The organism is Thermoanaerobacter brockii subsp. finnii Ako-1, from assembly GCF_000175295.2.
Taxonomy (GTDB): Bacteria; Bacillota; Thermoanaerobacteria; order Thermoanaerobacterales; family Thermoanaerobacteraceae; genus Thermoanaerobacter; species Thermoanaerobacter pseudethanolicus.
This window is the reverse complement of sequence record NC_014964.1, coordinates 2,006,696-2,032,416: the sequence shown is the minus strand read 5'-3', so window position 1 is coordinate 2,032,416 and position 25,721 is coordinate 2,006,696. Positions and strand designations below refer to the sequence as shown.

Sequence of the window (25,721 nt, the reverse complement as noted above, 5' to 3'; positions counted from 1 at the left end):
CTAATGGGGAGCTATTACAAGAGATACGATTTGTAAGTGATTGATGAAACAGAAAGTATTGGAGGTATATATAGATGGAAATAGAAATAAAAATACCTGCTTTGTCAGATACGATGAAAAGTGGGCGAATTACAAAATGGTACGTAGAAGAAGGACAATACGTAGAAAAAGACTCTTGTCTATGTGATATAGCAGTAAATAAAGTAAATTTTGAAGTATACAGTGACTATGAAGGCATTATTTCAAAAATTGTTTGTCCTGCTGGAAGTACAGTTGAACCGGGAGATGTTATTGCAATTGTTACACAGTCTGAAGAAGTAAAGCCTTCTGCCACCCAAAAAGAAATTAAATATGAATACAAAGAATATGATTTAGCTGTCATAGGGGCTGGACCAGGGGGATATGTGGCTGCTATTAAAGCTGCTAAAAAAGGTGCAAAAGTGGCTTTGTTTGAGAAGGATAAATTAGGTGGCACCTGTTTAAACAGAGGATGCATACCAACAAAAGCTTATGCGAGAATTGCTGAAGTGTATGACATTTTAAAACGGTCAGGAGAATTTGGATTTGATGTGAAAGTAAATTCTTTTGATTACGCTAAAATTGTAAAAAGAAAAAATGACATTGTAGGAGAGCTGACAGAAGGTATAAATGCTTTACTTAAAGCCAATGGAGTGGATTTGTTTTACGCTGAAGCAAAAGTTGACAAGGAAAAGAATGTGCTCTTTGGAGAAAACAAAATTAAAGCGAAAAATATTATCATTGCAACGGGGTCATCACCTGCTGAACTTCCTATCGAAGGCATTAACTCCAAAAATGTCATGAATAGCGATGTTATTCTTGAAATTACCTCTTTGCCTCAAAGCTTATGTATTATAGGTGGCGGAGTAATAGGCATGGAATTCGCCTTTATAATGAACCAATTTGGAGTGAAAGTGTCTGTTGTTGAGATGATGCCTGACATTCTGCCCATCCTTGATAAAGAAGTAAGTTCTTTTATTAGGGCCGTGGCTCAAAGAAGAGGGATTAAAATATATACTTCTTCAACAGTTGAGAGAATAGATGAAGAAGAAAATGGCGGAAGTATAGTAACAGTTAAAAATGGTGAAAATATAAAACGCATATACGCAGATAAAGTGTTTGTGTCTATAGGGAGGAAGTTAAATACAGATATTGGTCCAATTGTAGAACTATTAGATTTTGAAGGGAAAGCTATTAAAGTTGATGAGTACATGAGGACAAATGTAGAAGGGGTTTATGCAGTAGGTGATGTTACAGGCAAAATGATGTTAGCCCATGTGGCTTCTGCACAAGGGGAGGTAGCAGTTGACAACATTTTTGGTGAATCAAATACATTAGACTATATGAAAATACCTGCAGCAGTATTTACAGAACCAGAGATTGGGTATTTTGGCTATACCGAAGAAGAGGCGAGAAAGAAATTTAAAGATATAAAAGTGGGAAGATTTAATTTTGAACACAATGGGAGAGCAAAGACATATGGAGAAACGGAAGGTTTTGCAAAAGTAATTTCAAACGAAAAAGGAGAAGTAGTCGGTGTGTGGGTGGTAGGTAGTGGAGCTTCTGAACTTATCCACATACTTTCAACAGCCTGCCAAGAAGGTGTGGATGCAGAAGCTTTGAAGAAAGCGGTTTATGCCCATCCTACCCGAAGCGAAACTATTATGGAAGCTGTTAAGGATATTTTCGGGGAGTCTGTACACAAAGTATAATTTTAACGTTATTTATCTATAGTGCTTTCGAAGCTCTTAAAGGGCTTTCGAAATACATAAACTTTGAAAAATAAAAGGAGGAGTTTAAAATGGCAATTGAAACATTTAAAGCAGTTTCAAGGAAATTGCCAGAGGGATTAGCAGTTGAAAGCGAGGTAAGAGGCTTTAAAATAATCTTAGATGAACCTAAAGAGCTAGGCGGCACGAATAAAGGGATGAATCCTGTTGAGGCTTTACTTTGCGCTTTAGGGTCATGCCAGACGATTGTAGCGGCAGCTTTTGCACAGGCGAAAGGCATAAATCTACAAGGTTTTTGGGTAGAATTAGAAGGAGACCTTGATACAGACGGATTTATGGGAAAAGCTGGTGTAAGACCAGGTTTTCAAGAAATAAGATTTAAAATGCACATAAAGACAGATGCCCCAAAAGAAAAAGTAGAAGAATTTGCAAAGTTTATAGAAAATACCTGCCCAGTAGGAGATTCTTTAGCAAATCCAGTAAAATTAGTTTTGTCAGATGTGATTGTTGAATAATAGTCAAAAGCACTCCACCTTTTTGCGGTGGAGTGCTTTTGATTATAGAGGATTTTTAAGATTTTTGTAGAACTATAATAATAAAACTATTGTTTTAGGAGGATTAGAGATGAACTTTGAAGACAAGGTGGCAAAAAGAGCAAAATCTATAGAAATATCTACCATAAGATATTTCTTTAACATGGCGCGAGAGGTGCCGGGAGCAATATCCCTTGCTATTGGAGAGCCGGATTTTGTAACGCCAGCGCATATAAGAGAAGCAGCGAAAAAAGCCCTCGATGAAGGTAAAACAGGATATACTGTAAATCCAGGGCTTATTGAATTGAGGCAAGAAATTTCGAATTATCTTAATAGAAGGTATAACCTTTCTTACAATCCGGAAACAGAAATTTTAGTTACAATTGGGGCTACTGAAGCTATATACGTTGCTTTAAATACTTTGGTAGAAGAAGGAGACGAAGTATTAATTCCAGAACCTTCATTTGTGGCATACCATCCTTGTACAATTCTTGCAGGTGCTAAATCCGTTTTTGTCCCAACATATGAAGAGGATGATTTTGTATTAAGGGCAGATGTTTTAGAGAAGTACATTACGGACAGATCAAAAGTCTTAATTTTACCCTATCCTAATAATCCAACTGGTGCGGTAATGCCAAAAGAAGCGATGGAAAAGATAGCTGAAGTGGTTAAAAAATATGACCTTATTGTGGTTACTGATGAAATTTATGCTGAGCTAATATATAGTGGTTTTGAACACGTAAGCTTTGCTTCTTTAAAAGACATGTGGGAAAGGACGGTTACTATAAACGGTTTTTCTAAATCCTATGCGATGACAGGTTGGCGTCTCGGATATATAGCGGCACCAGAATATTTTATAAAACATATGACAAAAATACACCAATACGGCGTAACAGCAGCAGCAACGATGTGTCAGTATGCGGGTATAGAGGCTATAAAAAATGGGGACGGAGATATTTTAATGATGAGAGAAGAGTACGACAAAAGAAGAAAGTATTTGCTTCAAAGTGTGAGAGAAATGGGACTCGATTGTTTTGAGCCAAAGGGTGCTTTTTACATATTCCCTTCAATAAAAAAGACAGGCCTTACCTCAATGGAATTTGCTAAGAGACTCCTTTACGAAGCAAAAGTTGCAGTTGTGCCGGGAAATGCCTTTGGAGAAAATGGTGAAGGATATGTTCGCATGGCTTATGCAACCTCTATGGAAAACTTAGAAGAAGCAGTAAAAAGAATGAAAGAATTTATGTCAAAGTTTTAAAAATAAACTGCGGAAGGTGAATAGCTTACCTTCCGCAGTTTATTTTATGCCATTTATTTAGTTTATTTTTGCCACATTTATATTGCAAAATGTTAAGCTTTTCATAATAATATAAATAGAATATAATTTAAAATGAAAGAGGTGATAATTATCACACTCAATGAAAGATGTACTCAAATCCTTATCAGACTTATTAATTCTAATGCGCCTATTAAAATTTCTGACCTTGCAAAAATATTCAATGTAAGCAGTAGAACTATAAGATACGACCTTGATACAATCGATGAGTTTTTAAAGTACAACAATTTGCCACAATTGATACGCAAACCGAATGTGGGTGTGGAATTTTCTGAACTATTGGAATACAGAAATAAAGTTTTATCTCTTCTTGATAATCTCAATATTTATTATTACAACTTATCTCAAAAAGAAAGAGTAAATATCATATTAAGTGAACTTATACAGCAAAAAGACTACATCACTATCAATAGCATTGCAGATAAATTGATGGTGTCAAGAAGTACCATTATAAAAGATTTAAAAGATGTAAGAGAGTGGCTTACACGTCATGGACTTCAGTTAAAGTCTGCACCGAAATATGGAATCAAAGTTGTGGGGGATGAAAAACGATTACGAAGAGCTGCTATAGAACTTCTAACAGAGGCAATTGACGTTGATAAGGCGCTGGATATTGTAAAATCTCCGATTTATACTCGTTCTAGTGTAGGAATTGATAAACAAATTACCAAGCTATTTGAAGATATAGACATACCTTATATCGAAGAATGCATACAAATAGCAGAAAGAGAACTGGAAACTGTTTTTTCGGATGCGGCATTTTCTGGCCTTGTAATACACATAGCAATAGCGATTAAAAGGATTCAACTAGGGAAAGACATAATTATGCCAAAAGAAGAATTAAAAGCTTTGGAAATTACAAAGGAATTTGCTGTTGCATCAAATATTGCAAAAATGTTGGAGGACCATTTTAAAGTTTCTATTCCTCTTGATGAAATCGGATATATTACTGTTCATCTTCTTGGAAGTAATGTCTCAAAAACACGTCCTTATCCTAATGAAAACTGGGTTGAATACCAGTTATTGACGGAAAAAATTATTACAAATGTCACCAACAAAATACACCAAGATTTATCAGGAGATAGACAGCTTTTTGAAGGGCTTTTAGACCATTTAAGGCCTACAGTATACCGGTTAAAACACGGACTTAAATTAAAAAATCCCATTTTAGATGAGATTAAAGCAAATTATAAAGAATTGTTTGAAATAGTCAAAGAAAGTTTAAAACCTTTAGAAGATTATACAGGCAAAGCATTAAACGACGAAGAAATAGGTTATTTTACAATACATTTTGGTGCTGCAATTGAAAGATTAAAAGTTACTAAAGCACCTAAGCCTAATATCCTCGTTGTATGTGGTACAGGAATAGGTACGGCGAAACTTCTTTCTTCGAGATTACAATCAGTTTTTGATGTGAATATAGTAGATGCTGTCGCATACCATCAGGTAAAAGAAAGATTGAAAGAAAAAGATATAGATCTAATAGTATCTACTGTTCCAATTCCTTATGAAGGTATTAAAACCATTGAAGTAAATCCGCTTCTTACAGAGAAAGACATAGAATTATTAAAAGACCTTGTTATTAAACCTAAGCTGCAAGGGACAGTTATTAATGATTTAATAAAAATAATAGAAAAGCATTGTGTGATAGGCAATCGTGAAAAGTTAATAGAAGATTTATCAAAATTTTTAAATGTAGCATCATATGAAAATACGAGAGGAGTTGTACAACCAGTGTTAAAAGACCTTTTGACTAAGGATACTATAAAACTAAATGTTGAGGCAAAAGATTGGGAGGAAGCAGTGAGGATAGGAGGTGAGTTATTAGAGAAAAGCGGGGCAATTGAACCGAGGTATATTGATGCAATGATAAACACTGTAAAAGAGATAGGCCCTTACATTGTTATTGCGCCAGGAATAGCGATGCCCCACGCAAGGCCAGAAGCAGGTGCTAAAAAAATAGGCATGAGCTTAATTACACTAAAAAATCCTGTCAACTTTGGCAATAAAGAAAACGATCCAGTAAAAATTGTAGTTTCCCTTTGTGCAATCGACCATTCTTCACATCTTAAAGCATTGTCTGAACTGGTAGAACTTTTGGGAGATGAAAATACGGTAAAAACAATATGTGAGGCAAATGACGTTGAAGAAGTGGTAAATTTGATTAAGTAGATATTTTGTCAAATGGAGTTTGTGTGTTTGATAATGGTATTTACTATGTGAAAACAAATAAAAGATAGTTTATTTTTAGAGGAGGGAATTTGATGGCATTAATTGATTTTTTGGTTAAAAATTTGTTTAATCAGGTATCTGTTTTAATAGGTCTTGTTACATTGATTGGTTTACTTTTACAGAAAAAATCTTTTCAAGACACAATTTCAGGTACTATAAAAGCAATGGTAGGTATACTAATTATGCTAGCGGGGACAGATGTTTTTATAGCAGGTCTTGTTTCTTTTCAAACGATAGTTTCATCAGCATTTCATATTTCTGCCCCAGTTGCTAAGAATACTTTACAAAACTTTACGAATAACTTCGGAAGTATTGCAGTTTCAATAATGGCTCTTGGCTTTTTAATTCATCTCATTATTGTAAAACTATTTAATACAAAATTTGTATATTTAACAGGACACTTAATGTGGTGGATTTCTCTTGTTATTACAGCAAGTTTATTAGAAGTATTTCCCAATATTAATCAAGGTACTTTAATACTAACAGGAGCGATTTTAATAGCACTTTATTGGACTTTTCAGCCTGTTTATCTCCATAAATATATGAGGAAAGTTACAAATAGTGATGAAATTGGTTATGGCCATACTTCTTCCATTGCTGCTTATTTAGCAGGATGTTTTGGACATTTATTTGGAAGACCAGAAGAAAGTACTGAGAAAGTGAACATTCCAAAGAAAATTGAATTTATGAAAGATATTACTGTTGGAACTGCTTTTATTATAACGATAATAATGCTTGTTGCTAGTTTCTTTGCAGAAAGAGAAGTTGTATTAAAACAAGCAGGAGATCTAAATTTTGTTATTTGGGCAATAATTCAAGGATTTAAGTTTGCCGCAGGTATAACTATTCTATTATATGGAGTAAGACTCTTTCTTGCCGAGATTGTTCCTGCTTTTAGAGGAATATCGCAGAAACTTATTCCTGGTGCAAAACCCGCTTTAGATGTACCAGTAGTATTTCCATATGCACCTACTGCAGTTCTTATTGGTTTTATTAGCTCAACACTAGTATTTTTGCTCTTTATGATAATATTCGGGTTAACTGGATTTGCGACAATAGTTCCTTCAATGATAATGCTTTTCTTTCCTGCTGCTGGTGCTGCAGTATTTGGAAATGCAGTTGGGGGATGGAAAGGTGCTGTATTTGGAGGAGCAATAAATGGTTTATTTTTGGCTTTTGGTCAAGCACTGACTTGGCCTATGTTAAGTAATACTGCTCCTGAACTTGCTGTTCTTGCAGATCCTGACTGGTATATCATAATGTGGCTAATAATAGGAATTGGTAAACTTATAAAGTTGGTATTTTAGCCTAGGAGGTTTTGTTGATGAAAGACAGAATAAGAATTGTAACAGCATGCGGTGTAGGTATGGGAAGCAGTCTTATACTTAAGATGATGATAGAAGACCTTTTAAAAGAATTAGATATAAATGCGCAAGTAGAAAATACTGATATAGGAAGTATAAAAAGTACTAACGCTGATATAGTTGTAGTTCAAACGTTTCACAAAGACAAGATGGAAAATATAGCAAAAGTGGTAATAACTATTGATAATTTTTTTGATAAAGAAAAATTAAGAGAAAAACTTATCGAAGGGTTAGATAAAGTGAAAGAAGTACAAAATTAAGGGGGCTATAAAAATTGTTATTAGAGTATATTGACGAAGTTTATAAAAGCGTAGAAAAGATAAAAGCAACTCAGATTAAAAATATACAAGAGGCAGCAACATTAATAGCTAATTCTCTTCTAAAAGAAGAAGACAGTGTTTTTCATGTATTTGGCTGCGGCCATTCTCATATGGCCGCAGAAGAATTGTTTTATCGTGCAGGAGGTCTTGCTTGTGTAAATCCTATTTTGCCTTCAGAATTAATGCTTCATGAAGGAGCACTAAAAAGTTCTTATTATGAGAGGAATGAAGACATAATAAAATTGATTTTTGATAGATATGATTTACGACAAGAAGAATGTATTATTATTGTTTCTCATTCTGGCAGAAATGGAGCACCAATTGAAGCAGCAGTTGAAGCTAAGCGTAGAGGGTTAAAAGTTGTGGCAATAACCTCAAAAGAATATAAGCAAAAAACATTTTCTAGACATTCTTCTGGTAAGTTTCTCGAAGATATTGCAGATATTGTTATAGATAATTGTGGGCAGTATGGTGATGCAGCGTTGAAAATTAAAAAAGATACTCTGGAAATTTCATTTTCTCCTCTTTCTACTGTACTTAATACTGTTATATTAAATATGATAGAGGCTGAAATAGTTTTTATTATGATAAAAAAGAATTTAGTTCCTCCCGTATTTTTGAGCGGTAATATAGAAGGAGCAGAGGAACATAATTTAAAATTAATTGAAAAGTATAAGAAAAGAGTAAAACATTTGTGAGATTTAATGCTTTAAAATGAGTAAGCCATGTTGGTTAATTTTTTAGAAACAGAAGGTTTCACAGATGATGAAGTTCTTGGACGTTTTTCTTTACGTTCAAGGACTTTTAATTTTGTAAATTTGTAAATGATAAGGGAAGGAATTTTTATACAATATGGATAATAAAAGATATAAATTTTTTGAAATTGATCTTCAATAGATTATAATTAAATTAGAATAATAAAAACATTGAGGAGTGATTTTATGGAAAACTTTGTTTTTTCAAGCCCTACAAAAATTATTTTTGGTAAGGGAACAGAACATCAGGTTGGAAGTGAAGTAAAAAATTATAGCAGTAAAGTGTTGTTTTGTTATGGTGGAGGAAGCATAAAAAAATCTGGCTTATATGATAAAGTTGTAAATTCTTTAAAAGAGGCTGAGATTGAGTTTATAGAGCTATCAGGGGTAAAGCCTAATCCAAGGCTTAGTCTTGTGCAGGAAGGAATAAAACTATGTCGAGAAAACAATATCGATTTTATCTTAGCTGTTGGTGGAGGAAGTGTTATTGACACTGCAAAGGCTATTGCAATGGGTGTGCCTTATGATGGCAACGTGTGGGACTTTTTTGTAGGAAGAGCGAAGCTTGAGAGGGCCTTACCTGTAGGTGTAATTTTAACTATTCCTGCAACAGGAAGTGAAGCGAGTGATGCTACAGTTATTACAAATGAAAACGGATGGTTTAAAATAGGTTTTCATCATGACTTGATAAGACCTAAGTTTGCGATTATGAATCCAGAGCTTACATATACATTGCCAAATTATCAAACGGCCTGTGGTGTTGCAGATATTATGGCACACGTCATGGAAAGATATTTTACAAATGTCAAAGGTGTTGATTTGACTGATAGGTTTTGTGAGGCTACTTTAAAAACTGTTATAAATAATGTGCGTATTGTGCTAAAAGACCCAACAAATTATAATGCAAGGGCAGAAATTATGTGGGCAGGTACCATTGCACACAATGATTTACTAAGCACAGGAAGGATAGGAGATTGGGCTTCCCATAAAATTGAACATGAATTAAGTGCTATTTACGATATTGCCCATGGAGCAGGACTTGCAATTATCTTTCCAGCCTGGATGAAGTACGTATACAAGCATGATATAAATCGCTTTGTACAATTTGCTGTAAGAGTATGGGATGTGAATTTAGCTTATGAAAACCTCGAAGACATAGCATTAGAAGGTATAAGACGAATGACAGAATTTTTTAAAGCGATTGGTCTTCCTGTTACGCTCAAAGAAGCAGGCATTTCTGATGACAGATTTGAAGAGATGGCAAATAAGTGCACAGACAACGGCAACAAAAAAATTGGTAATTTTATAAAGTTAGGAAAGGAAGATGTCATCAATATATATAAATTAGCAAAATAAGCTTTTAAAAAGTCAGTCATTAGTGGCTGACTTTTTTGATGGGATTTTTAATGATTTGTTACAAATTGGACATAAAAATGGCCTGAATTTATGATATAATTTATATTAATCATTATATGCTTTCAGAAGAGTACTTTAATATGGGGGATTTAATATGGATAATAACGCAAATTTAAAGCGAAGTGAAAGGAGAAAACAGAAGGATAAAACTAAAAAGAAAAGCGTGGCAAAAAACATAATAAAATTTGTCATATATACTTTTATAATTCTAATATTTGCAGCTGCTGGGGTTATTGGAGCTAAAGTATGGACAATAATTAAAGATACTCCCGAGATATCTGAGGAAGCTTTAACAAAGCAAGCCCAATCTTCTATTGTTTATGCAGATAACGGAGAAGAAGTAGCAACTTTGTTTGGGGCAAGTAATAGGATATGGGTTCCATTAGACCAAATACCTAAAGATTTACAAAATGCTTTCGTTGCTATTGAGGACCAAAGATTTTATCAAAATAACTTAGGAATTGATCCAAAAAGAATCATTGGAGCTCTTATTGCAAATATTAAAGCGGGAGGTAAACCTGTTGAAGGTGCAAGTACTATAACTCAACAGCTTGTAAAAAATACCATGCTTTCCAGTGAAAAAACCCTTTCAAGAAAAATTAAAGAAGCGATTCTTGCTTGGAGACTGGAACAGAAATATTCAAAAGAACAAATACTAGAGGCTTATCTCAACACAATATACCTTGGAGGACCTAATGTAAATGCATATGGAGTGGAAGCAGCTGCAAGAGCTTATTTCAACAAACATGTTAATGAGTTAGATTTAGCAGAAAGTGCTTTAATTGCTGGTATAACTAAGAACCCTTCCTTGTATTCGCCTGCAGCTAACAAAGAAGCTGCAATAGAGAGGCAGCGTCTTGTTTTAAAAGAAATGCTTAAACAAGGGTACATTACACAAGAACAATACGATGAGGCTATTAATGAAAAGTTGGAGTTTGATATACATTATTCTGTTGTCAGCGATAAACATAAATATTTCATAGATCAAGTAAAAGAGGATGTGGCTAATGCTCTTTCACAAAAATTAAACATATCGTATGAAGAGGCTATGAACAAAATATTCAATGGTGGTCTTAGAATTTACACGACAATGGATGTAAATATCCAAAATATTATGGAGGAAGCTTTCAAAAACTCAAAACTTTTTCCGGCTGATTTAAAAGATAAAGAAGGCAACATTCGAATAGTTCAAGGTGCCATGGTAGTAATGGATTGGAGAACAGGAGAAGTTAAGGGTATAGTTGGGAGAAGAGAAACTGACGAAACTCAGGGCAAAGTAAGAGTTTTCAATTATGCAACTACAGGTGGCAGACCACCTGGTTCTTCAATAAAGCCTATTACAGTTTATGGACCAGCATTGGAGAAAGGCTATACAGCTGCTACAGTTGTTGATGATGTTCCTGTTTATTACAAACAGTGGAATTGGGAGCCTCACAATTATAGTAGAAATACTTATAAAGGTCTTATGACCTTCAGAGAAGCTTTAAAAGTATCCCAAAATATACCTGCTGTAAGGATAGTTGTCGAGATGATAGGGCTTAATACTGCTGCAGAATATGGCAAAAAATTTGGGCTTGACATAACGGAAAGAATTGAAAAATCACCAGCTGCCCTTTCCCTTGGAGCAGGTGGAGAAGTTACCCCACTTCAAATGGCCGCTGCTTATGGAGCGATTGCAAATGGAGGAGTTTACACATCTCCTATTACATTTACAAAGGTTACTGACTCAGAAGGGAATGTAATTTTAGAAAATAAACCTTCCCAGCATATAGTTTTAAGTCCGCAAAATGCTTATATATTAACAAATATGATGCAGGAGGTTGTAAAACCTGGAGGGACGGGTACGAATGCAAGACTTCCTAATATGCCTGTTGCAGGGAAAACTGGTACAAATGAAAACTATTATGATGCCTGGTTTGCAGGGTTTACCCCTTATTATTCGGCTTCAGTGTGGATGGGAACCGGGGAGAATATAGCAATGATATATGGTGGTAAAGGAGTTACAGGAGGTTCTTATCCAGCAATATTTTGGAAAACAGTGATGATGCAGATACACAAAAATTTACCATATAAAGATTTTGTAAGGCCACCAGGAATTATTTCTGTAACAGTATGTCGCGATTCAGGAGAACTTCCTACAGATTTGTGTCATTTGGATCCTAGAGGTGACAGAACCTATACTGAAATTTTTGCACAGGGTACTCAACCCACAACTTATTGCACTGTTCATGTTACAGCAAAAATAAATTCTCAAAATGGTAAACTAGCAACGGATTTAACTCCTCCTGATTTGGTAAAAGATGCTGTGTTTATAGATCCACCAGGTAGAACACCAGCGCAGAATGCAGTTGCACTAGATGGAAAATATGTGGTTCCAAAAGAATACGATGATACTGTTCCGCCACCACAGAATTCTGATAATGGTGATGCTCCAGGGGATAATACTCAACCACCGCCCGCTAATAACGGTGGTACAGAGCAACCTCCTGGAGGAGAAACGACCAATCCGCCTCCTAACAATGGTAATTCTCAAACTAGTCCGCCTAGTAATAACCCTCCTTCCACAACAAATCCAATACCATGAGAAAAAAGCATACTTGAAAGCATAGCTTTCAAGTATGCTTTTTTTATAAAATGTGCTATTATTAAATTAAGATATAGTTGGAGGAGTTAAATTGAAAAAGATTGTTTTATTAATGATGGTTTTAACGGCATCCCAGTTATTTTCCCAACTTTTTATTGCATATGGATAAGTATTCTGCCATTTGCTTTTAAGTTTTTCAAATTCATCTCTTGCAATCTCTTCATTAGCGGCTTGGTATACAGGTTTAAAATCTCTACTAAATTCTTTGAGATGCTTGTAGGAAACATATTCAATCTAGAACCAAAAAAACAAATATTTGGTATTGACAACAACATTGCTTTAGAGTAAAATTACGAACAGAGAGAAATGAAATATTGTTTCGTAATGTAGAACATCTTTCTTGATTGTTGAAATGATTGCGTTGTTATTATTGATCTTATTCCCGGATTTAGTTATGGTACCATTGAAATGGTTCTCCTAAGGAGGTACATGTAAAATGTCTGTTTTAGGTGATTTCAAAGAAATTGAGAAAATCTTATCTGAAGTAAAGATACCAAAGTTTTTAAAGGTGAGACAAGTCTTTAGTGCCCCAGTTGTAGAAAATATTAATGATACTGTTGTTAGAGAGCTCAGTAACGAAAAAATTAAGCAATTACTTAAACCTGGTATGAAAGTAGCAGTTGCGGTAGGGAGTCGTGGTATTACTAATCTTGCTAAAATTGTTAAGGCTACGATTGACTTTCTGAAGAGTCAAGGGGTTGAGCCATTTATTATACCGGCTATGGGTAGCCATGGAGGGGCCACTGCCGAAGGACAAAAACAAGTGTTAGCAGAATTCGGCATAACTGAGCAGACAATGGGAGTGCCAATATTATCTTCTATGGATGTTGAACAGATAGGTGTGGTAGAAGGAACACCAGTTTATATTGATAAATATGCACTTGCGGCTGATGGTGTAGTTCTTGTAAATAGAATTAAGCCTCATACTGCTTTTAGGGGTATAATTGAAAGTGGACTAATTAAGATGAGTGTAATTGGATTAGGGAAACAAAAGGGAGCTGAAGCTTGTCACCAGTTAAGTATGAAAAACTTTGATCAACGCCTTATTCAATTTAGTAAGATTATATTTGAAAAGGCAAATATACTTTTTGGAGTGGCTATTTTAGAGAATGCTTATCATCAAACTGCTCAGATTCAAGCAATTCCTGGTTCTGAAATATTGGAAAGGGAACCTAAGTTGTTAGAAACTGCAAAAAGTTTGATGCCCAAAATTTTGTTTAACCCTTTAGATATTTTAATTGTTGATGAAATTGGAAAAGACATCAGTGGTGATGGAATGGACCCGAATGTGACGGGGCGTTTTTCAACAAAGTTTGCCTATGGTGAAGTTGAAGTAGAGAGAATTGTTGTTTTAGGTCTAACTAAGGAAACTGAAGGGAATGGGAATGGTATAGGCGCTGCTGATATTACAACAATGCGCGTTTATGAGAATATTAACATGGCAAAAACGTATATCAATGCTATAACTGCTGCTTTTCCCCCAACTGTACGTATACCAATGGTTATGCCTAATGATGAATATGCGATAAAATGTGCAATAAAAACTTCTTATTGTTTGAATAGTGAACAACTTCGTATTGTGCGGATTAAAAATACTTTGTATCTAAATGAGATTTATATTTCGGAAGCTCTTTTACCAGAAGCAATGAATAATCCGCAAATTGAAATTTTAAGTAATCCAGAACCATTAAAATTTGATGAAAATGGTAACCTGTTTTAATTAAATATCGATTATTATAGTTGGCGGTATTCGACTAGGTATTGTAACGCCAACAGAAGCGGGTGCAATTGCAGTAGTATATGCTTTTATTATCTCCCTCTTTGTTTACAAAGAGTTAAAAATAAAAGATTTCCCCAAGGTTTTAATAAATGCCTCAAAAACCACTGGGCAGGTTTTATTAGTTGCAGCAACTGCTATGAGTGTTGCGTGGGTAATATCTACTGCACAGTTGCCTCAAGCTATTGTTAATGTTTTCTCGGGCCTTATTAGCTCAAAATTAATGCTTTTGATAGTAATTAATATCTTTCTCTCCTGTTCTTAGGAATGGTAATGGATCTAACGCCGGCAGTATTAATTTTTGCACCGATATTATTACCACTAGTAAAAAGTGCAGGTATCGACCCTATTTATTTTGGGCTCATTATGGTATTGAACCTTGTTATAGGTCTAATAACTCCACCGGTTGAAACTGTTCTATATGTAGGTTGCGGCATAGGTAAAATTTCAATGACCGACCTTGTTAAAAAACTTATTCCATTTTTAATAGTAGAAATGGCTGTGCTTCTGTTAATGATTTTATTCCCTAAATTAGTTATGGTTCCTCTTAACTGGTTTGTAGATTAAACCACCTTTTAAAGGGGTGAAAAAATGGAAAAAAGCAACATAACAGCGGTTCAATCTTTGGAGAGAGCCTTAAAAATTCTTGAGGTTTTAGGGAAAAACCCAAACGGTTTAGGAGTTACTGAACTGGCTCGCGAGGTTGATCTTCCTAAAAGTACTGTTTACCGCCTTTTAAGTACCCTTGCAAAATGGGGTTACGTGGAGCAAGAAAAAGAAAATGAAAAATACAAGTTAGGTTTAAAAATAATTGAGCTTAGTAGTAATATTTTAAATAATTTGGAGCTTAGAGAAGTAGCTCGCCAGTATTTAGAAGAATTAATGGAATTTGCAAATGAAGTAGTGCATCTTTGTGTATTAAGAGATGGGGAAATAGTTTATATTGACAAAGTCGAGTCTCACAATACTATTCAAATGTACTCGCAAATAGGCAAACGTGCTCCGGTTCATTGTACTGCGGTAGGAAAAGCAATATTAGCGTTTTTGCCGCAAGAGGAAGCTATTAGTATTTTAAAGACTAAAGGCCTACCTCGAAAAACGCCGAATACAATAACCAGCTTAGAAGAAATGCTTAAGCACTTAGAAGAAATTAGAAGATTAGGATATGCTATCGATAATGTAGAACATGAAGAAGGCATTCGTTGTGTTGCTGCTCCTATTTTTGATTATACTGGACAGGTTGTAGCTTCTGTGAGTATTTCTGGTCCAGAGTATCGTGTAACTTGGGAAAAAGTTCCTGGGCTAGCGGTTAAAGTTAAAGAGATTACCAAAAAAATATCGCAACGCCTTGGTTATTCAGGGTAATTAAAAATTTAAGTTTAATTTGGGTAGAATTTGACTTGTTTTTTTGCGACCATTGCAAAACAATATTTTGTAATGTGAAACATTTATTTGTATTGTTAAAATAATTAATGAGGTGAACGAAATGAGTTTATCATTAATTGCTGAAACTGGGCTTGTTGCTATTATTAGAGGCACAGAAGAAGAATACTTAATTCCGGTGGTTGAGGCTTTAGCAGAGGGAGGCTGCAAAGCGGTTGAGGTAACTTGCAATACTCCCGGTGCGATAGAAATGATCAGCAAGTTAAGAGACAGCTTTGGTAAGGAATTGTTGATAGGTGCAGGCACAGTACTAGATAGGGAAACGGCCCGGTTAGCAATATTAGCGGGAGCCCAATATATTCTCATGCCTCACTTTTCTAAGGAAGTTGTGGAGATAGGAAATCTCTATGGAAAAGATGTGATTCCAGGGGTAATGAGCCCTACTGAAATCACGCAAGCCTTGCAATTGGGAGTAAAGATGGTAAAGGTTTTTCCAGCAAGTACACTTGGAGCAGAATATTTTTCAAATATATTAGGACCGTATTCTAATTTGCAGATGATGGCGGTAGGCGGGATTAACCTTAAAAATGCAGCTGATTTTTTAAGAGCTGGGGCAATAGCTTTAGGGATAGGGAGTGATTTGGTAAATAACAAGATTGTTCAAGATGGGAGATATAATGAGATAAAGAGAAAAACAGAGCAGTATTTAAAAATAATTCGCGAGGTGCGGAAAGGAGGTGACGGATGATGACTACCTTTGTTCGTTTTAAAACAAACAACGAGGTTTTTTACGGAGTTCTAGATAATCAAATTGTACATGTAATAGAAGGCAATATTTTTGATGATTGGAAAGCAACCGAAACAAAATACCCTCTTGAGGAAGTTAAGTTATTGTCTCCAGTGGTTCCAAGCAAGATTATCGGGGTGGGATTAAATTACTACTCAAATGTTGCAGCGCTCAATGCTCAAGTTCCTCAAGAACCGGTAATATTTTTAAAACCACCCTCGGCAGTGATTGGCCCGGAGGAAAATATTGTTTATCCTCCTGATGTAAAGGAACTTGGTTATGAAGTAGAATTGGCTGTGGTAATAAAAGATACTGTAAAAAATGTAAGTAGAGATGAAGCATTAAGACATGTTTTTGGTTATACAATTGCCAATGACCTGACAGCTAAGGATAAAATGACGGGAGGTCCCTGGACCAAAGCTAAATCGTATGATACTTTTTTACCTCTTGGTCCATGGATTGTGACCGATTTAGACCCAAGCAACTTGGAACTTGAAATGTATTTGAATGGCACTAAAACTCAAAGAGGGAAAACATCTGACATGATATTTGATGTACCAACATTAGTGTCCTATATTTCGGGCATTATGACCTTAAATCCTGGTGACGTTATTATTACAGGTACTCCTCCTGGGGCTGGATTTCTAAAACCAGGGGACCACATTAAAGCAAAAATCGAAGGTATAGGAAACCTTCAAAATTATGTAGTTGAAGGGAGATGAAGAAGATGCTAGATGTAGTTACTCTTGGAGAAACAATGGTTCTCATGACTCCAGAAATTTCTGGCCCCCTTAGATATGTTAACAAGTTTATTAAACAGATTGGTGGTGCTGAATCTAATTTTGCCATTGGTATAGTGAGGTTAGGGCATAGGGCAGGTTGGATTAGCAAACTAGGAAATGATGAGTTTGGGAAATATATTTTGTCATTTATACGGGGAGAAGGGGTGGATACATCCAGGGTAAAATTTGATCCAGATGCGCCGACGGCTGTATATTTTAAGGAGCGAAGAGAATACGGCGAGAGTAGAGTTTACTATTATAGGCGTGGTTCAGCTGCGAGCCGGCTCAGACCGGAAGACCTTGATCCTGATTATATTGGTTCAGCAAAATACTTACATCTTACTGGAATTACTCCGGCATTAAGTGAGTCGTGCTACCAGACGGTAAAAGAAGCGATAAAAATAGCGAAGAGTAGGAGTGTAAAAATTACATTTGATCCAAACATTCGTTTAAAACTATGGAGCAAGGAACGAGCAAGAGAAGTAATAATGGAGTTAGCGGCTCAAGCGGATATTGTATTACCGGGAGTGAGCGAAGGAGAGATATTAGTAGGGGAGAGGGAACCGGAGAAGATAGCTGCCAAATTTTTAGGATTAGGGGTAGGTACTGTTGTAGTGAAGATGGGGAAACAAGGAGCTTACTATGCAACGAAGTCTGAGAGTAAATTTATTCCTGGGTTTCCCATTGAGAAAGTAGTAGATCCCATTGGTGCAGGAGATGGCTTTGCGGCTGGTTTTGTAACAGGATTGCTCAAAGGTTACAGTTTAGAAAAAGCTGTAAGGCTTGCTAATGCAGTAGGTGCAATTGTGACTACAGTTATAGGCGATGTTGAAGGTTTACCAACAATGGATGAGGTTTTAGTATTCATGGGAGAGAGGGAGGGGATTGATCGATGAAGAATGATTTAGTAAGACTAAAGGAACAGGGATTGGTGGCAGTTGTTCGAGGAGTTCAATTTGAGACTGCCCATAGATTGGTTGAAGCTTTAATGTTAGGTGGGATTAGCATTATTGAGATCACTGTTGATGCTCCCCGGGCAATTGATGTAATAAAGGACTTGGCGACAAGATTCGGGGATGAGATTTTGCTGGGTGCAGGTACAGTAATGGATGGAGAAACGGCCCGTATGGCAATTTTAGCGGGTGCACAATTTATAGTATCTCCAAGCCTACATCCAGATGTTATAACCGTTAGCAAACGATATGGAAAAATTGTTATTCCCGGTGGTATGACTCCTACAGAGATTGTTAAAGGATATGAATTAGGCGCTGATATGATTAAGGTTTTCCCAGCTAGTATCTTGGGCCCCGGGTATATCAAGGATATACGCGGACCATTAGGACATATTCCTTTAATGACTACTGGAGGAATAGATTTGCATAATATTGCCGATTTTATTAAAGCTGGCGTTGACGTAGTTGGGGTAGGAGGCTCTTTAGTTTCCCGCCAGATGATTCAAGAGGGTAAATGGGAATTAATAACTGAAAAAGCTCGTCAATTGGTTGAAGAAGTGAAGCGGGCACGCAAAACAAATTAAAATAGAAGTCATAAAAATCTTAAAGAGGTGATGTAATATGAGTCAATTAAAAGTTGTAGTTACCGATTTTGAATATGCAAACCTCAAGTATGAAGAGGAAGTTTTAAGCAAGGCTGGCATTACCTTAGTGCCTGCCCAGTGCAAAACTGAAGAGGAATTAATTTTGGCTTGTAAGGATGCGGATGGATTAATTAATCAATATGCAAAAATTACCCGACGTGTTATTGAGGCTTTAGATAAATGCAAAGTAATTGCTCGTTATGGTATTGGAGTTGATACTATTGATATAAAAGCTGCTACGGCGAGAGGTATTTGTGTTGTTAATGTTCCGGATTATTGTATGGATGAAGTTTCTGACCATGCCTTGGCCTTATTGTTGGGCTGTGCGCGTAAAGTAGTTTTAATGAATAATGCAGTGAAAGCGGGTACATGGGATTTTAAGATAAGCAAACCTATTTACCGTCTGAGGGGCAAAGTTTTAGGACTAGTAGGTTTTGGACGTATTCCCAGAACCTTAGCCGAAAAAGCAAGGCCATTTGGTTTTGATATTTTAGTGTATGATCCTTACATTACCCAAGAAGATGTAGAACCATATGGTGCAACTTTAGTGGGTTTAGAAGAATTAATGTCTAAGTCCGATTTTGTTTCTGTGCATGCACCTTTAACCGAGAAGACGTATCATTTGATTGGAGAAACGGAAATTGGTTTGATGAAGCCGAGTGCTTTTATAATCAACACAGCAAGAGGACCAGTGATTGATGAGAAAGCATTAATAAAGGCGTTACAAGAAAAACGCATTGCCGGAGCAGGTTTGGATGTGCTTGAACAAGAACCGACCCCAAGTGATAATCCTCTTTTAAAAATGGATAATGTGATTATTACTCCCCACGTTGCCTGGTATTCTGAAGAATCCGAGGCTGAATTAAGGACTAAAGCTGCGCAGGGTGTTGCTGATGTGTTGCTGGGCTACTGGCCAAAGTATTTAGTAAATAAAGAAGTAAAAGAAAAATTACAGTTAAAAGAGCGCAAGGAGTAGAAAATTAAAAGTTGGAAACTAATACTATTTGATCTTGATGGAACTTTAGTCAATACGCTTCCGCTAATTGAAGAATGCTACCGCTATACTTTTATTGAAAAACTTGGAGTAGCCGTTTCAATTCCTGAAATAATGAGGGAATTGGGACGGCCCTTAAAAGATATTTGACAAAAATTAGTTCCGGATCAAGTAGACGAAGCCTGTCAAATTTATTACGACATTTATAATCGTCTTCACAATAAGCTAATTAAGGAATATCCGGGAGTTAAAGACGTTTTGTTTCAGTTAAAAAGCTTGGGTTATAGATTAGCCATTGTTACATCCAAAAACAAGGCTAATACTGTCAAAGCTTTAAATTACTTTGGCTTAGAACTCTTGTTGATTTTCTTATCAAAGGCGGAGTCCATGGGATATTTGTGTTAGGTAGTTCGGATTGCCACGTATTTACGGTTTAGATAAACCTTCAATTAGCTTACTAAAGGAAGCATGCATTCTAAAAGCTCGTTAGGAGAAGAAAAATTTTCAAGAATATACAAAGAGGACTTAGAAGTAATATCAGAAAATATTAGACAAGATAATAAAAGAGGATATACATAGCAGGAGATGGAGCGAGATGGATAAAAGAGGGTTGTCGCTAAAAATTATCCTACAGTATCTTGATACTATCTTGACAAAAAATTAACTTGACTATATTTGAAAAATCGAATATAATTTATATGAAAGGGTGAAAAAAAAGTGGAAGCTGACGTATATAATAAAGCTGCCGAGTACTTTAAAGCATTATCACATCCTACGAGGATAAAAATAATAGAGCTTTTAAGCAAAAAAGAAATGTGCGTATGTCAGATGATGGCAGCACTAAATTTAGACCAATCCCATGTATCAAGGCATTTAATGGTATTAAGAGCAAATGAAATGGTAAAAACGAGAAGAGAAGGTACTATAATTTTTTATTCTTTAACAGATGAAAATATCATAAACATTATTGAGGAAGTGAAAAATATCTTTCTTGTTACAAAATAAATTTTTTTACTTACTATATTTGAATATTCGAATATAGTAATATAATAGGAGATTAATATAAATGATAATTGCTTTTGCATCAAAGAATCATCTTGGTTTAAATTAATGAGCTTTTATTTGTAAATGGAAGGATAGCTGATATATTGAAAGAGCTTTAAACGCTGGAGAGGAGGTGAAATATGTGGCAAAGAATTGGTATCCTATAATAGATAAAGATAAATGCATTCAGTGCTATCAATGTGTGAACTTTTGTCCACACGACGTTTATACCATCGGTGACGATGGGTATCCGGATGTTGTAAATCCAGACAATTGTGTGGAATTTTGCCGTGGATGCTCAAAAGTTTGTGATAATGAAGCTATAACATATTTTGGAGATAGGAGGTAATTTTTATGAGTAAAAAAGGATTACTTTTATGCGTATGCCAAGGCACGTGTCCATCATTTCAACAAATGGGCAAATTTGAAGTTTTAAATACTTTAAGAAGAGAGGGCATTTTTGAGTGGGTAGGATTACATCCTCAACTTTGTGCTGATGATGGGGACAGGTATTTAAGGGAACTATTAAGGGGAGCACAAATAGACGAACTTTATGTTGCTGCTTGTGACCCTACAATGCAAAGAAAAATGTACAGAGATGCTTTTGACGATGTAGGTTTTCCAAGAGATAAGCATATTGGAATCGAAATAAGAAACATGAATACAGAGCAGGTTATAAATGAAATCAAAAAGGCTGTTTCTCAAAGAGAAGAATCTAAAAAATAAATTACTTTAACAAAAGGTGAAACTTCGATTACTGCTAAAACTAATAAATATTTAGCGGTAATCGAAGTTATACTTTTATGGTATTACTGAATAATTAGATTATTTTATTATTGCTATTTTGCACGAAATGATTATACTTGCATGCATATTGTAATGCTATAGCAAATTAAAACTAAAAGAAAGCTTTGAAATAATAAATGAAACAATAGGAATATTAATGCTAAAAACTCCTAATGATATAAATCTTGATGCCATAAAAAAGGAAATTGAAAAACTTCCAGGGGTAAAAAATTATACACCATGTGCATGTCTGGCAGACTAATGATAAAGATATACATTTTGAATGTCATGTTAACACAAGAGATGATATCAAATTGAGCCAGGCAGAGACAATAATGGAGCAGATTAGAACTATCCTTGAGGGAACTTTTAATATACATCATGTTACCTTGCAGATGGAATATGAATGTTGTGAGAATGTTGGACTGATCTCATTTTTGTTTTGCTTTTAAATATGTTATAATATGTATGCAAGCAATTACTTGCATACATATTGTGAGGTGTTTTAATGGGCGATTCGGTGAAGGAAAAGATAGTTATGTCTACTTTAAAACTAATTTCTGAAAAAGGATATAAGTCTACAACTACAAGAAATATTGCAGAAGAGGCAGGAGTAAATGAAGTTACAATTTTTAGATGTTTTGGAAGCAAAAAAGATATAGTGCTTTATGCATTAAAAGAGCTGGAATTATTAAAGCCTGTAAATGAAAGAATATTAGACAAATGTACATGGGATTTAAAAGAAGACCTATTCATGTTGGCTCATGAATATCATAAAAATTTTACAGAAGAAAAAGCGAAAATCATGATAGGATTGAGAAGTCCAGAGATTTTTGAAGAGGTAAAAGAATATCTGATCAGGATTCCAAAAGGCTTTAAAGAAGTTTTGATAAAGTATTTTGAAAAAATGTATGAGAAGGGATTATTAAATACTGATGATTTTGAACTTTTAGCCTTTGCTTTTATATCATTGAATTTCGGTTTTGTTTTAATGAATGCCTCCTATGGTAACAAGCTAATTGGCTTTAGCGATAGAGAATTTGTTAAAAAAGCATAGAAATTTTTGTAAAAGCAATAGAAAAAAGTGATTGAAGTAGTGTAAAATATGATATATGATGTACTTGGAGGAGAGGAGAGCAAATAATGAAAATAGGTATTCCAAAAGCTTTAATGTATTATTTTTATTATCCATTCTGGAAAACTCTTTTCGAAAGCCTTGGTTTTGAAGTGGTCACCTCTGACGATACTTCAAAAAGTATTTTAGACATAGGGGTAAAAGAAGCAGTTGCGGAAATATGTGTACCTATGAAGGTATATACAGGACATGTTTTAAATTTGCTGGATAAGAGTGTTGATTACATATATATTCCTAGGTTTGTAAGCTTAAGGAAAGGTATATTTATGTGCCCTAAATTTATGGGGTTGCCTGACATGATAAAAGGTCTTTTTGATGGCATTGAGAATAAAATTTTGACTCATAACATAGTGTCAAAAAGTACTGACATATCAGAGTTTCACAATTACACAGTTTTTATCGATAAATTGGGTGTGAGTAGAAAAGATTTAAAAAATGCTTTAAAGAAAGCACGAGACAAATGGCTTGAGTTTAGAACTTTGAATAGGCAAGGATATGATATAAATGAGCTTTTGACGAGTGATGAACCAAAAAAATATGATGGCGATATTACAATAGGTCTAATTGGTTATGTATATAATGTTTATGATAGATTTGTCAATATGGACTTGCTTAATGTTTTTCGCAAGCTCAACATAAAAGTTGTGACTTTTGATATGATGGAAGAAAAGATAATACAACGTCAATTGAAAAAATTTAAAAAAAATATGTTTTGGGAGTTTAGCAATATGCTCTTAGGTACGGCTTATGAGTTTATGGAAAGAGATGACATTGACGGCATTATTCATATTACTGCCTTTGGATGCGGTCCTGATTCAATTCTTGAGCCTTTTTTAACTATAGATTCTGAAAAACATAAAAAACCTTTTATGACTTTAAGAATTGACGAACAAACTGGTGAAAGTCACGTAATTACACGAGTTGAGGCATTTACGGACCTCATAAGGATTAAAAAATATAAAGCTGAAAAATCTGTGGAAGGCGTGATTTAAGTGAAGATAACATTTCCTTATATGGGTTCTCCTTATATGTATGAAAAACTTTTTACATTATTAGGGCATGAAGTGATAACTCCCCCGAAGCCTTCACAAAAAACTGTAGATTATGGGGTAAAATATAGTCCTGAATTTGCTTGTTTTCCTTTAAAGGTTATTTTAGGAACTTATCTTGAGGCTTTAGAATTAGGAGCGGATACTATAGTGACTTCTGGTGGGAATGGCCCCTGCAGGGCTGGGTATTATGGAGAGGCTCAGAAAAAAATACTTAAAAATATGGGATATGATGTCGAATTTATAATATTTGATGAGCCCAAGAGAGATTTAAAGACTTTTATGGACAATGTAAAAAAGATAAAAGGAAATAATTCATGGCGACGGGTTATTAAAACTGTAAAAACTGTATATGACATGGCAAAATCGATGGATAAAGTAGAGAAAATCATAGAGACCAAGAGAGCTTATGAGTGTAATAAGGGAGAGTTTACTAAGGCATGGCATGAGATTACAGAAGAGTACAGGAAAATAGAATCTTCTGAAGATGTAAAAAGGGTAGAAAAAAAGGCGATCGAGAGGTTAAATAGTATAAAGATTTGTGAAGTACCGGAAGAAGAAAAAATAAAGATTGGAATAGTAGGAGAAATATATGTTGTGATGGAGCCTTCAATAAATGGTAATATAGAAGAAGTTTTAAATGCTTATGGCGCAGAAGTGGAAAGGTCTCATTACATTTCCGAATGGATTGATTTTAATTTAATACCTTTGCCTTCTTACAAAGAGAAAGAACATCAAATATTGAAAAAAGGTGAGAAATACATAGAGATAATAATTGGTGGGCATGCAAAACAGTCTGTAGGTGCAATAATTGATTTTATGGAAAGAGGATTTGATGGAGTCATTCACTTGAAACCTTTTGGATGTTTACCAGAACTTGTTTCTCAAAGTGTGATAGATAAAATAATGAGAGAATATGACTATCCAATTTTGTCACTTTCTGTAGATGAACAAATGGCTATTGCCAATGTATTAACGAGAATAGAAGCTTTTTTAGATGTAATAAAACTAAAAAAACACAGAAAAAGGATAGCGAGGTAGACAAAAGTGGAGAAAATATATATTGGTGTTGATGTAGGGTCAGTAAGTATAAAGGTTGTAGCAATTGATGAAAATAATGAGGTATTATTCAATTCGTACGTAAGAAATGTTGGGCAACCAATTGATACTGTAAAGGATGAACTAGCCAAATTACACAATGAGTTAGCAACTAAAGAAATAGGTGGTGTTGGAGTAACGGGAAGTGGCAGACAGCTTCTTGGATACGTTCTTGGTGCAGATGTAATAAAAAATGAGATTACAGCCCACGCTACTGCTACATTACACTTTCATCCAGATGTTAGTACTATTTTTGAAATTGGCGGACAGGACTCAAAACTTATTATTATAAATGATGGTACGATAGCTGACTTTGCTATGAATACGGTTTGTGCTGCTGGTACAGGGTCATTTCTTGACCATCAGGCACAAAGACTGGGTATAAAGATTGAAGAATTTGGTGAAATTGCACTGACTGCAAAGCGTGATGTGAGAATTGCAGGTAGATGTACAGTTTTTGCTGAATCTGACATGATATCAAAACAACAATACGGCTTTAGTAAAGCTGAAATATTAAAAGGTCTTTCTAAGGCCTTAGTGAGAAATTATATGAACAATCTTGTAAGAGGAAGAAAATTGAAGCCAGTTTTTGTATTCCAAGGCGGTGTGGCGGCAAATATTGCGATAAAAAAGGCATTTGAAGAAGAAGTAGGACATGAGGTAATTGTGCCAAAGTATTATGACATCATGGGAGCAATAGGAATAGCGATGTTGGCAAAAGATGAAATGAAACGGACAGGCAATTCTACTAAATTTAAAGGGTTTGAGGTTTCAGAGGAGAAGTTTGAAACGACGAGCTTTATTTGCAAAGCTTGTCCTAACGAATGTGAAATAATACAAATTAAAGCAAACGGCAAAGTAATAGCGATGACAGGAGATAGATGTGGCAGATGGTCAAACTCTGTTATATAATTGAAGCAAACAAGGGGAGCATTTTCTCC

General features: G+C 35.1%; 26 protein-coding genes and 2 pseudogenes. 27 read left to right on the top strand and 1 reads right to left on the bottom strand.

Annotated elements, in window-relative coordinates; translation table 11 throughout:
• Positions 1-74 precede the first annotated feature (74 nt).
• The 9 genes from lpdA to THEBR_RS10045 all read left to right on the top strand — a co-directional run bounded on the left by lpdA (position 75) and on the right by THEBR_RS10045 (position 12,288).
• A complete protein-coding gene (gene lpdA, locus THEBR_RS10085; RefSeq protein WP_012269704.1) occupies positions 75-1,730 on the top strand; it encodes a dihydrolipoyl dehydrogenase in 1,656 nt (551 codons plus the stop codon).
• 89 nt (positions 1,731-1,819) lie between these two features.
• A complete protein-coding gene (locus THEBR_RS10080; RefSeq protein ID WP_003867059.1) occupies positions 1,820-2,263 on the top strand; it encodes an OsmC family protein in 444 nt (147 codons plus the stop codon).
• Between the two features lie 109 nt (positions 2,264-2,372).
• Complete coding sequence (locus THEBR_RS10075; protein WP_012269703.1) at positions 2,373-3,539, top strand: pyridoxal phosphate-dependent aminotransferase; 1,167 nt, start codon at positions 2,373-2,375, stop codon at positions 3,537-3,539.
• Between the two features lie 132 nt (positions 3,540-3,671).
• Positions 3,672-5,789 (top strand): BglG family transcription antiterminator, encoded by a 2,118-nt coding sequence (locus THEBR_RS10070; RefSeq protein WP_012269702.1) that lies wholly within the window; start codon positions 3,672-3,674, stop codon positions 5,787-5,789.
• A 92-nt stretch (positions 5,790-5,881) separates the two neighbouring features.
• Complete coding sequence (locus tag THEBR_RS10065; protein ID WP_009051900.1) at positions 5,882-7,156, top strand: PTS ascorbate transporter subunit IIC; 1,275 nt, start codon at positions 5,882-5,884, stop codon at positions 7,154-7,156.
• A gap of 17 nt (positions 7,157-7,173) precedes the next feature.
• Complete coding sequence (locus tag THEBR_RS10060; RefSeq protein ID WP_012269701.1) at positions 7,174-7,473, top strand: PTS sugar transporter subunit IIB; 300 nt, start codon at positions 7,174-7,176, stop codon at positions 7,471-7,473.
• A gap of 14 nt (positions 7,474-7,487) precedes the next feature.
• Entirely contained in the window at positions 7,488-8,231 is a 744-nt protein-coding gene (locus THEBR_RS10055; protein ID WP_012269700.1) for an SIS domain-containing protein, read from the top strand.
• Between the two features lie 243 nt (positions 8,232-8,474).
• The gene (locus THEBR_RS10050) at positions 8,475-9,644 is read left to right on the top strand and encodes an iron-containing alcohol dehydrogenase (protein WP_009051896.1); all 1,170 of its coding nucleotides are present in this window, start codon (positions 8,475-8,477) and stop codon (positions 9,642-9,644) included.
• 154 nt (positions 9,645-9,798) lie between these two features.
• Positions 9,799-12,288, top strand: coding sequence for a transglycosylase domain-containing protein (locus tag THEBR_RS10045; RefSeq protein WP_003867048.1), 2,490 nt, complete (start codon positions 9,799-9,801; stop codon positions 12,286-12,288).
• A 123-nt stretch (positions 12,289-12,411) separates the two neighbouring features.
• On the opposite strand, the pseudogene THEBR_RS12170 reads toward THEBR_RS10045, so the two are convergent.
• Positions 12,412-12,579, bottom strand: a pseudogene (locus THEBR_RS12170) (transposase); the annotation flags it as partial.
• Between the two features lie 205 nt (positions 12,580-12,784).
• Between THEBR_RS12170 and THEBR_RS10040 the strand changes: the two are divergent.
• From THEBR_RS10040 to THEBR_RS09965, 18 genes and pseudogenes are all read left to right on the top strand, one after another.
• Positions 12,785-14,068, top strand: coding sequence for a nickel pincer cofactor-dependent isomerase, group 22 (locus THEBR_RS10040; protein WP_012269698.1), 1,284 nt, complete (start codon positions 12,785-12,787; stop codon positions 14,066-14,068).
• A gap of 4 nt (positions 14,069-14,072) precedes the next feature.
• Positions 14,073-14,390 (top strand): TRAP transporter large permease subunit, encoded by a 318-nt coding sequence (locus tag THEBR_RS12820; RefSeq protein WP_208853770.1) that lies wholly within the window; start codon positions 14,073-14,075, stop codon positions 14,388-14,390.
• A gap of 2 nt (positions 14,391-14,392) precedes the next feature.
• On the top strand, positions 14,393-14,692 hold the full coding sequence (locus THEBR_RS12305; RefSeq protein WP_483027420.1) for a TRAP transporter large permease subunit: 300 nt from the start codon (positions 14,393-14,395) through the stop codon (positions 14,690-14,692).
• 24 nt (positions 14,693-14,716) lie between these two features.
• A complete protein-coding gene (locus THEBR_RS10030; RefSeq protein WP_012269697.1) occupies positions 14,717-15,490 on the top strand; it encodes an IclR family transcriptional regulator in 774 nt (257 codons plus the stop codon).
• 121 nt (positions 15,491-15,611) lie between these two features.
• A complete protein-coding gene (locus tag THEBR_RS10025; protein WP_012269696.1) occupies positions 15,612-16,256 on the top strand; it encodes a bifunctional 4-hydroxy-2-oxoglutarate aldolase/2-dehydro-3-deoxy-phosphogluconate aldolase in 645 nt (214 codons plus the stop codon).
• Positions 16,256-17,017: a fumarylacetoacetate hydrolase family protein gene (locus tag THEBR_RS10020; protein WP_012269695.1), complete on the top strand. Its 762-nt coding sequence runs from the start codon at positions 16,256-16,258 to the stop codon at positions 17,015-17,017. Before THEBR_RS10025 ends, THEBR_RS10020 begins: the two co-directional genes overlap by 1 nt.
• Positions 17,018-17,022: 5 nt before the next feature.
• A complete protein-coding gene (locus tag THEBR_RS10015) occupies positions 17,023-17,973 on the top strand; it encodes a sugar kinase (RefSeq protein WP_012269694.1) in 951 nt (316 codons plus the stop codon).
• Complete coding sequence (locus THEBR_RS10010; protein WP_012269693.1) at positions 17,970-18,614, top strand: bifunctional 4-hydroxy-2-oxoglutarate aldolase/2-dehydro-3-deoxy-phosphogluconate aldolase; 645 nt, start codon at positions 17,970-17,972, stop codon at positions 18,612-18,614. Before THEBR_RS10015 ends, THEBR_RS10010 begins: the two co-directional genes overlap by 4 nt.
• Before the next feature lie 37 nt (positions 18,615-18,651).
• Positions 18,652-19,650 carry a C-terminal binding protein gene (locus tag THEBR_RS10005; RefSeq protein ID WP_012269692.1) on the top strand — a complete coding sequence of 333 codons (999 nt, stop codon included), beginning with the start codon at positions 18,652-18,654 and terminating at the stop codon, positions 19,648-19,650.
• Between the two features lie 3 nt (positions 19,651-19,653).
• Positions 19,654-20,073, top strand: a pseudogene (locus tag THEBR_RS12815) (HAD family hydrolase).
• A gap of 312 nt (positions 20,074-20,385) precedes the next feature.
• On the top strand, positions 20,386-20,673 hold the full coding sequence (locus tag THEBR_RS10000) for an ArsR/SmtB family transcription factor (protein WP_012269691.1): 288 nt from the start codon (positions 20,386-20,388) through the stop codon (positions 20,671-20,673).
• A gap of 181 nt (positions 20,674-20,854) precedes the next feature.
• Positions 20,855-21,061: a 4Fe-4S dicluster domain-containing protein gene (locus THEBR_RS09995; RefSeq protein WP_003869916.1), complete on the top strand. Its 207-nt coding sequence runs from the start codon at positions 20,855-20,857 to the stop codon at positions 21,059-21,061.
• 5 nt (positions 21,062-21,066) lie between these two features.
• Complete coding sequence (locus THEBR_RS09990) at positions 21,067-21,438, top strand: hypothetical protein (protein ID WP_012269689.1); 372 nt, start codon at positions 21,067-21,069, stop codon at positions 21,436-21,438.
• A 302-nt stretch (positions 21,439-21,740) separates the two neighbouring features.
• A complete protein-coding gene (locus THEBR_RS12855; RefSeq protein ID WP_483027416.1) occupies positions 21,741-21,950 on the top strand; it encodes a cation transporter dimerization domain-containing protein in 210 nt (69 codons plus the stop codon).
• Between the two features lie 56 nt (positions 21,951-22,006).
• Positions 22,007-22,555 (top strand): TetR/AcrR family transcriptional regulator, encoded by a 549-nt coding sequence (locus THEBR_RS09980; protein ID WP_012269688.1) that lies wholly within the window; start codon positions 22,007-22,009, stop codon positions 22,553-22,555.
• A gap of 86 nt (positions 22,556-22,641) precedes the next feature.
• Positions 22,642-23,625: an acyl-CoA dehydratase activase-related protein gene (locus THEBR_RS09975; protein WP_012269687.1), complete on the top strand. Its 984-nt coding sequence runs from the start codon at positions 22,642-22,644 to the stop codon at positions 23,623-23,625.
• Positions 23,626-24,723: an acyl-CoA dehydratase activase-related protein gene (locus tag THEBR_RS09970; RefSeq protein WP_013570848.1), complete on the top strand. Its 1,098-nt coding sequence runs from the start codon at positions 23,626-23,628 to the stop codon at positions 24,721-24,723. It begins immediately after the preceding gene.
• A gap of 6 nt (positions 24,724-24,729) precedes the next feature.
• Entirely contained in the window at positions 24,730-25,692 is a 963-nt protein-coding gene (locus tag THEBR_RS09965; protein ID WP_012269686.1) for an acyl-CoA dehydratase activase, read from the top strand.
• Positions 25,693-25,721: the final 29 nt, after the last annotated feature.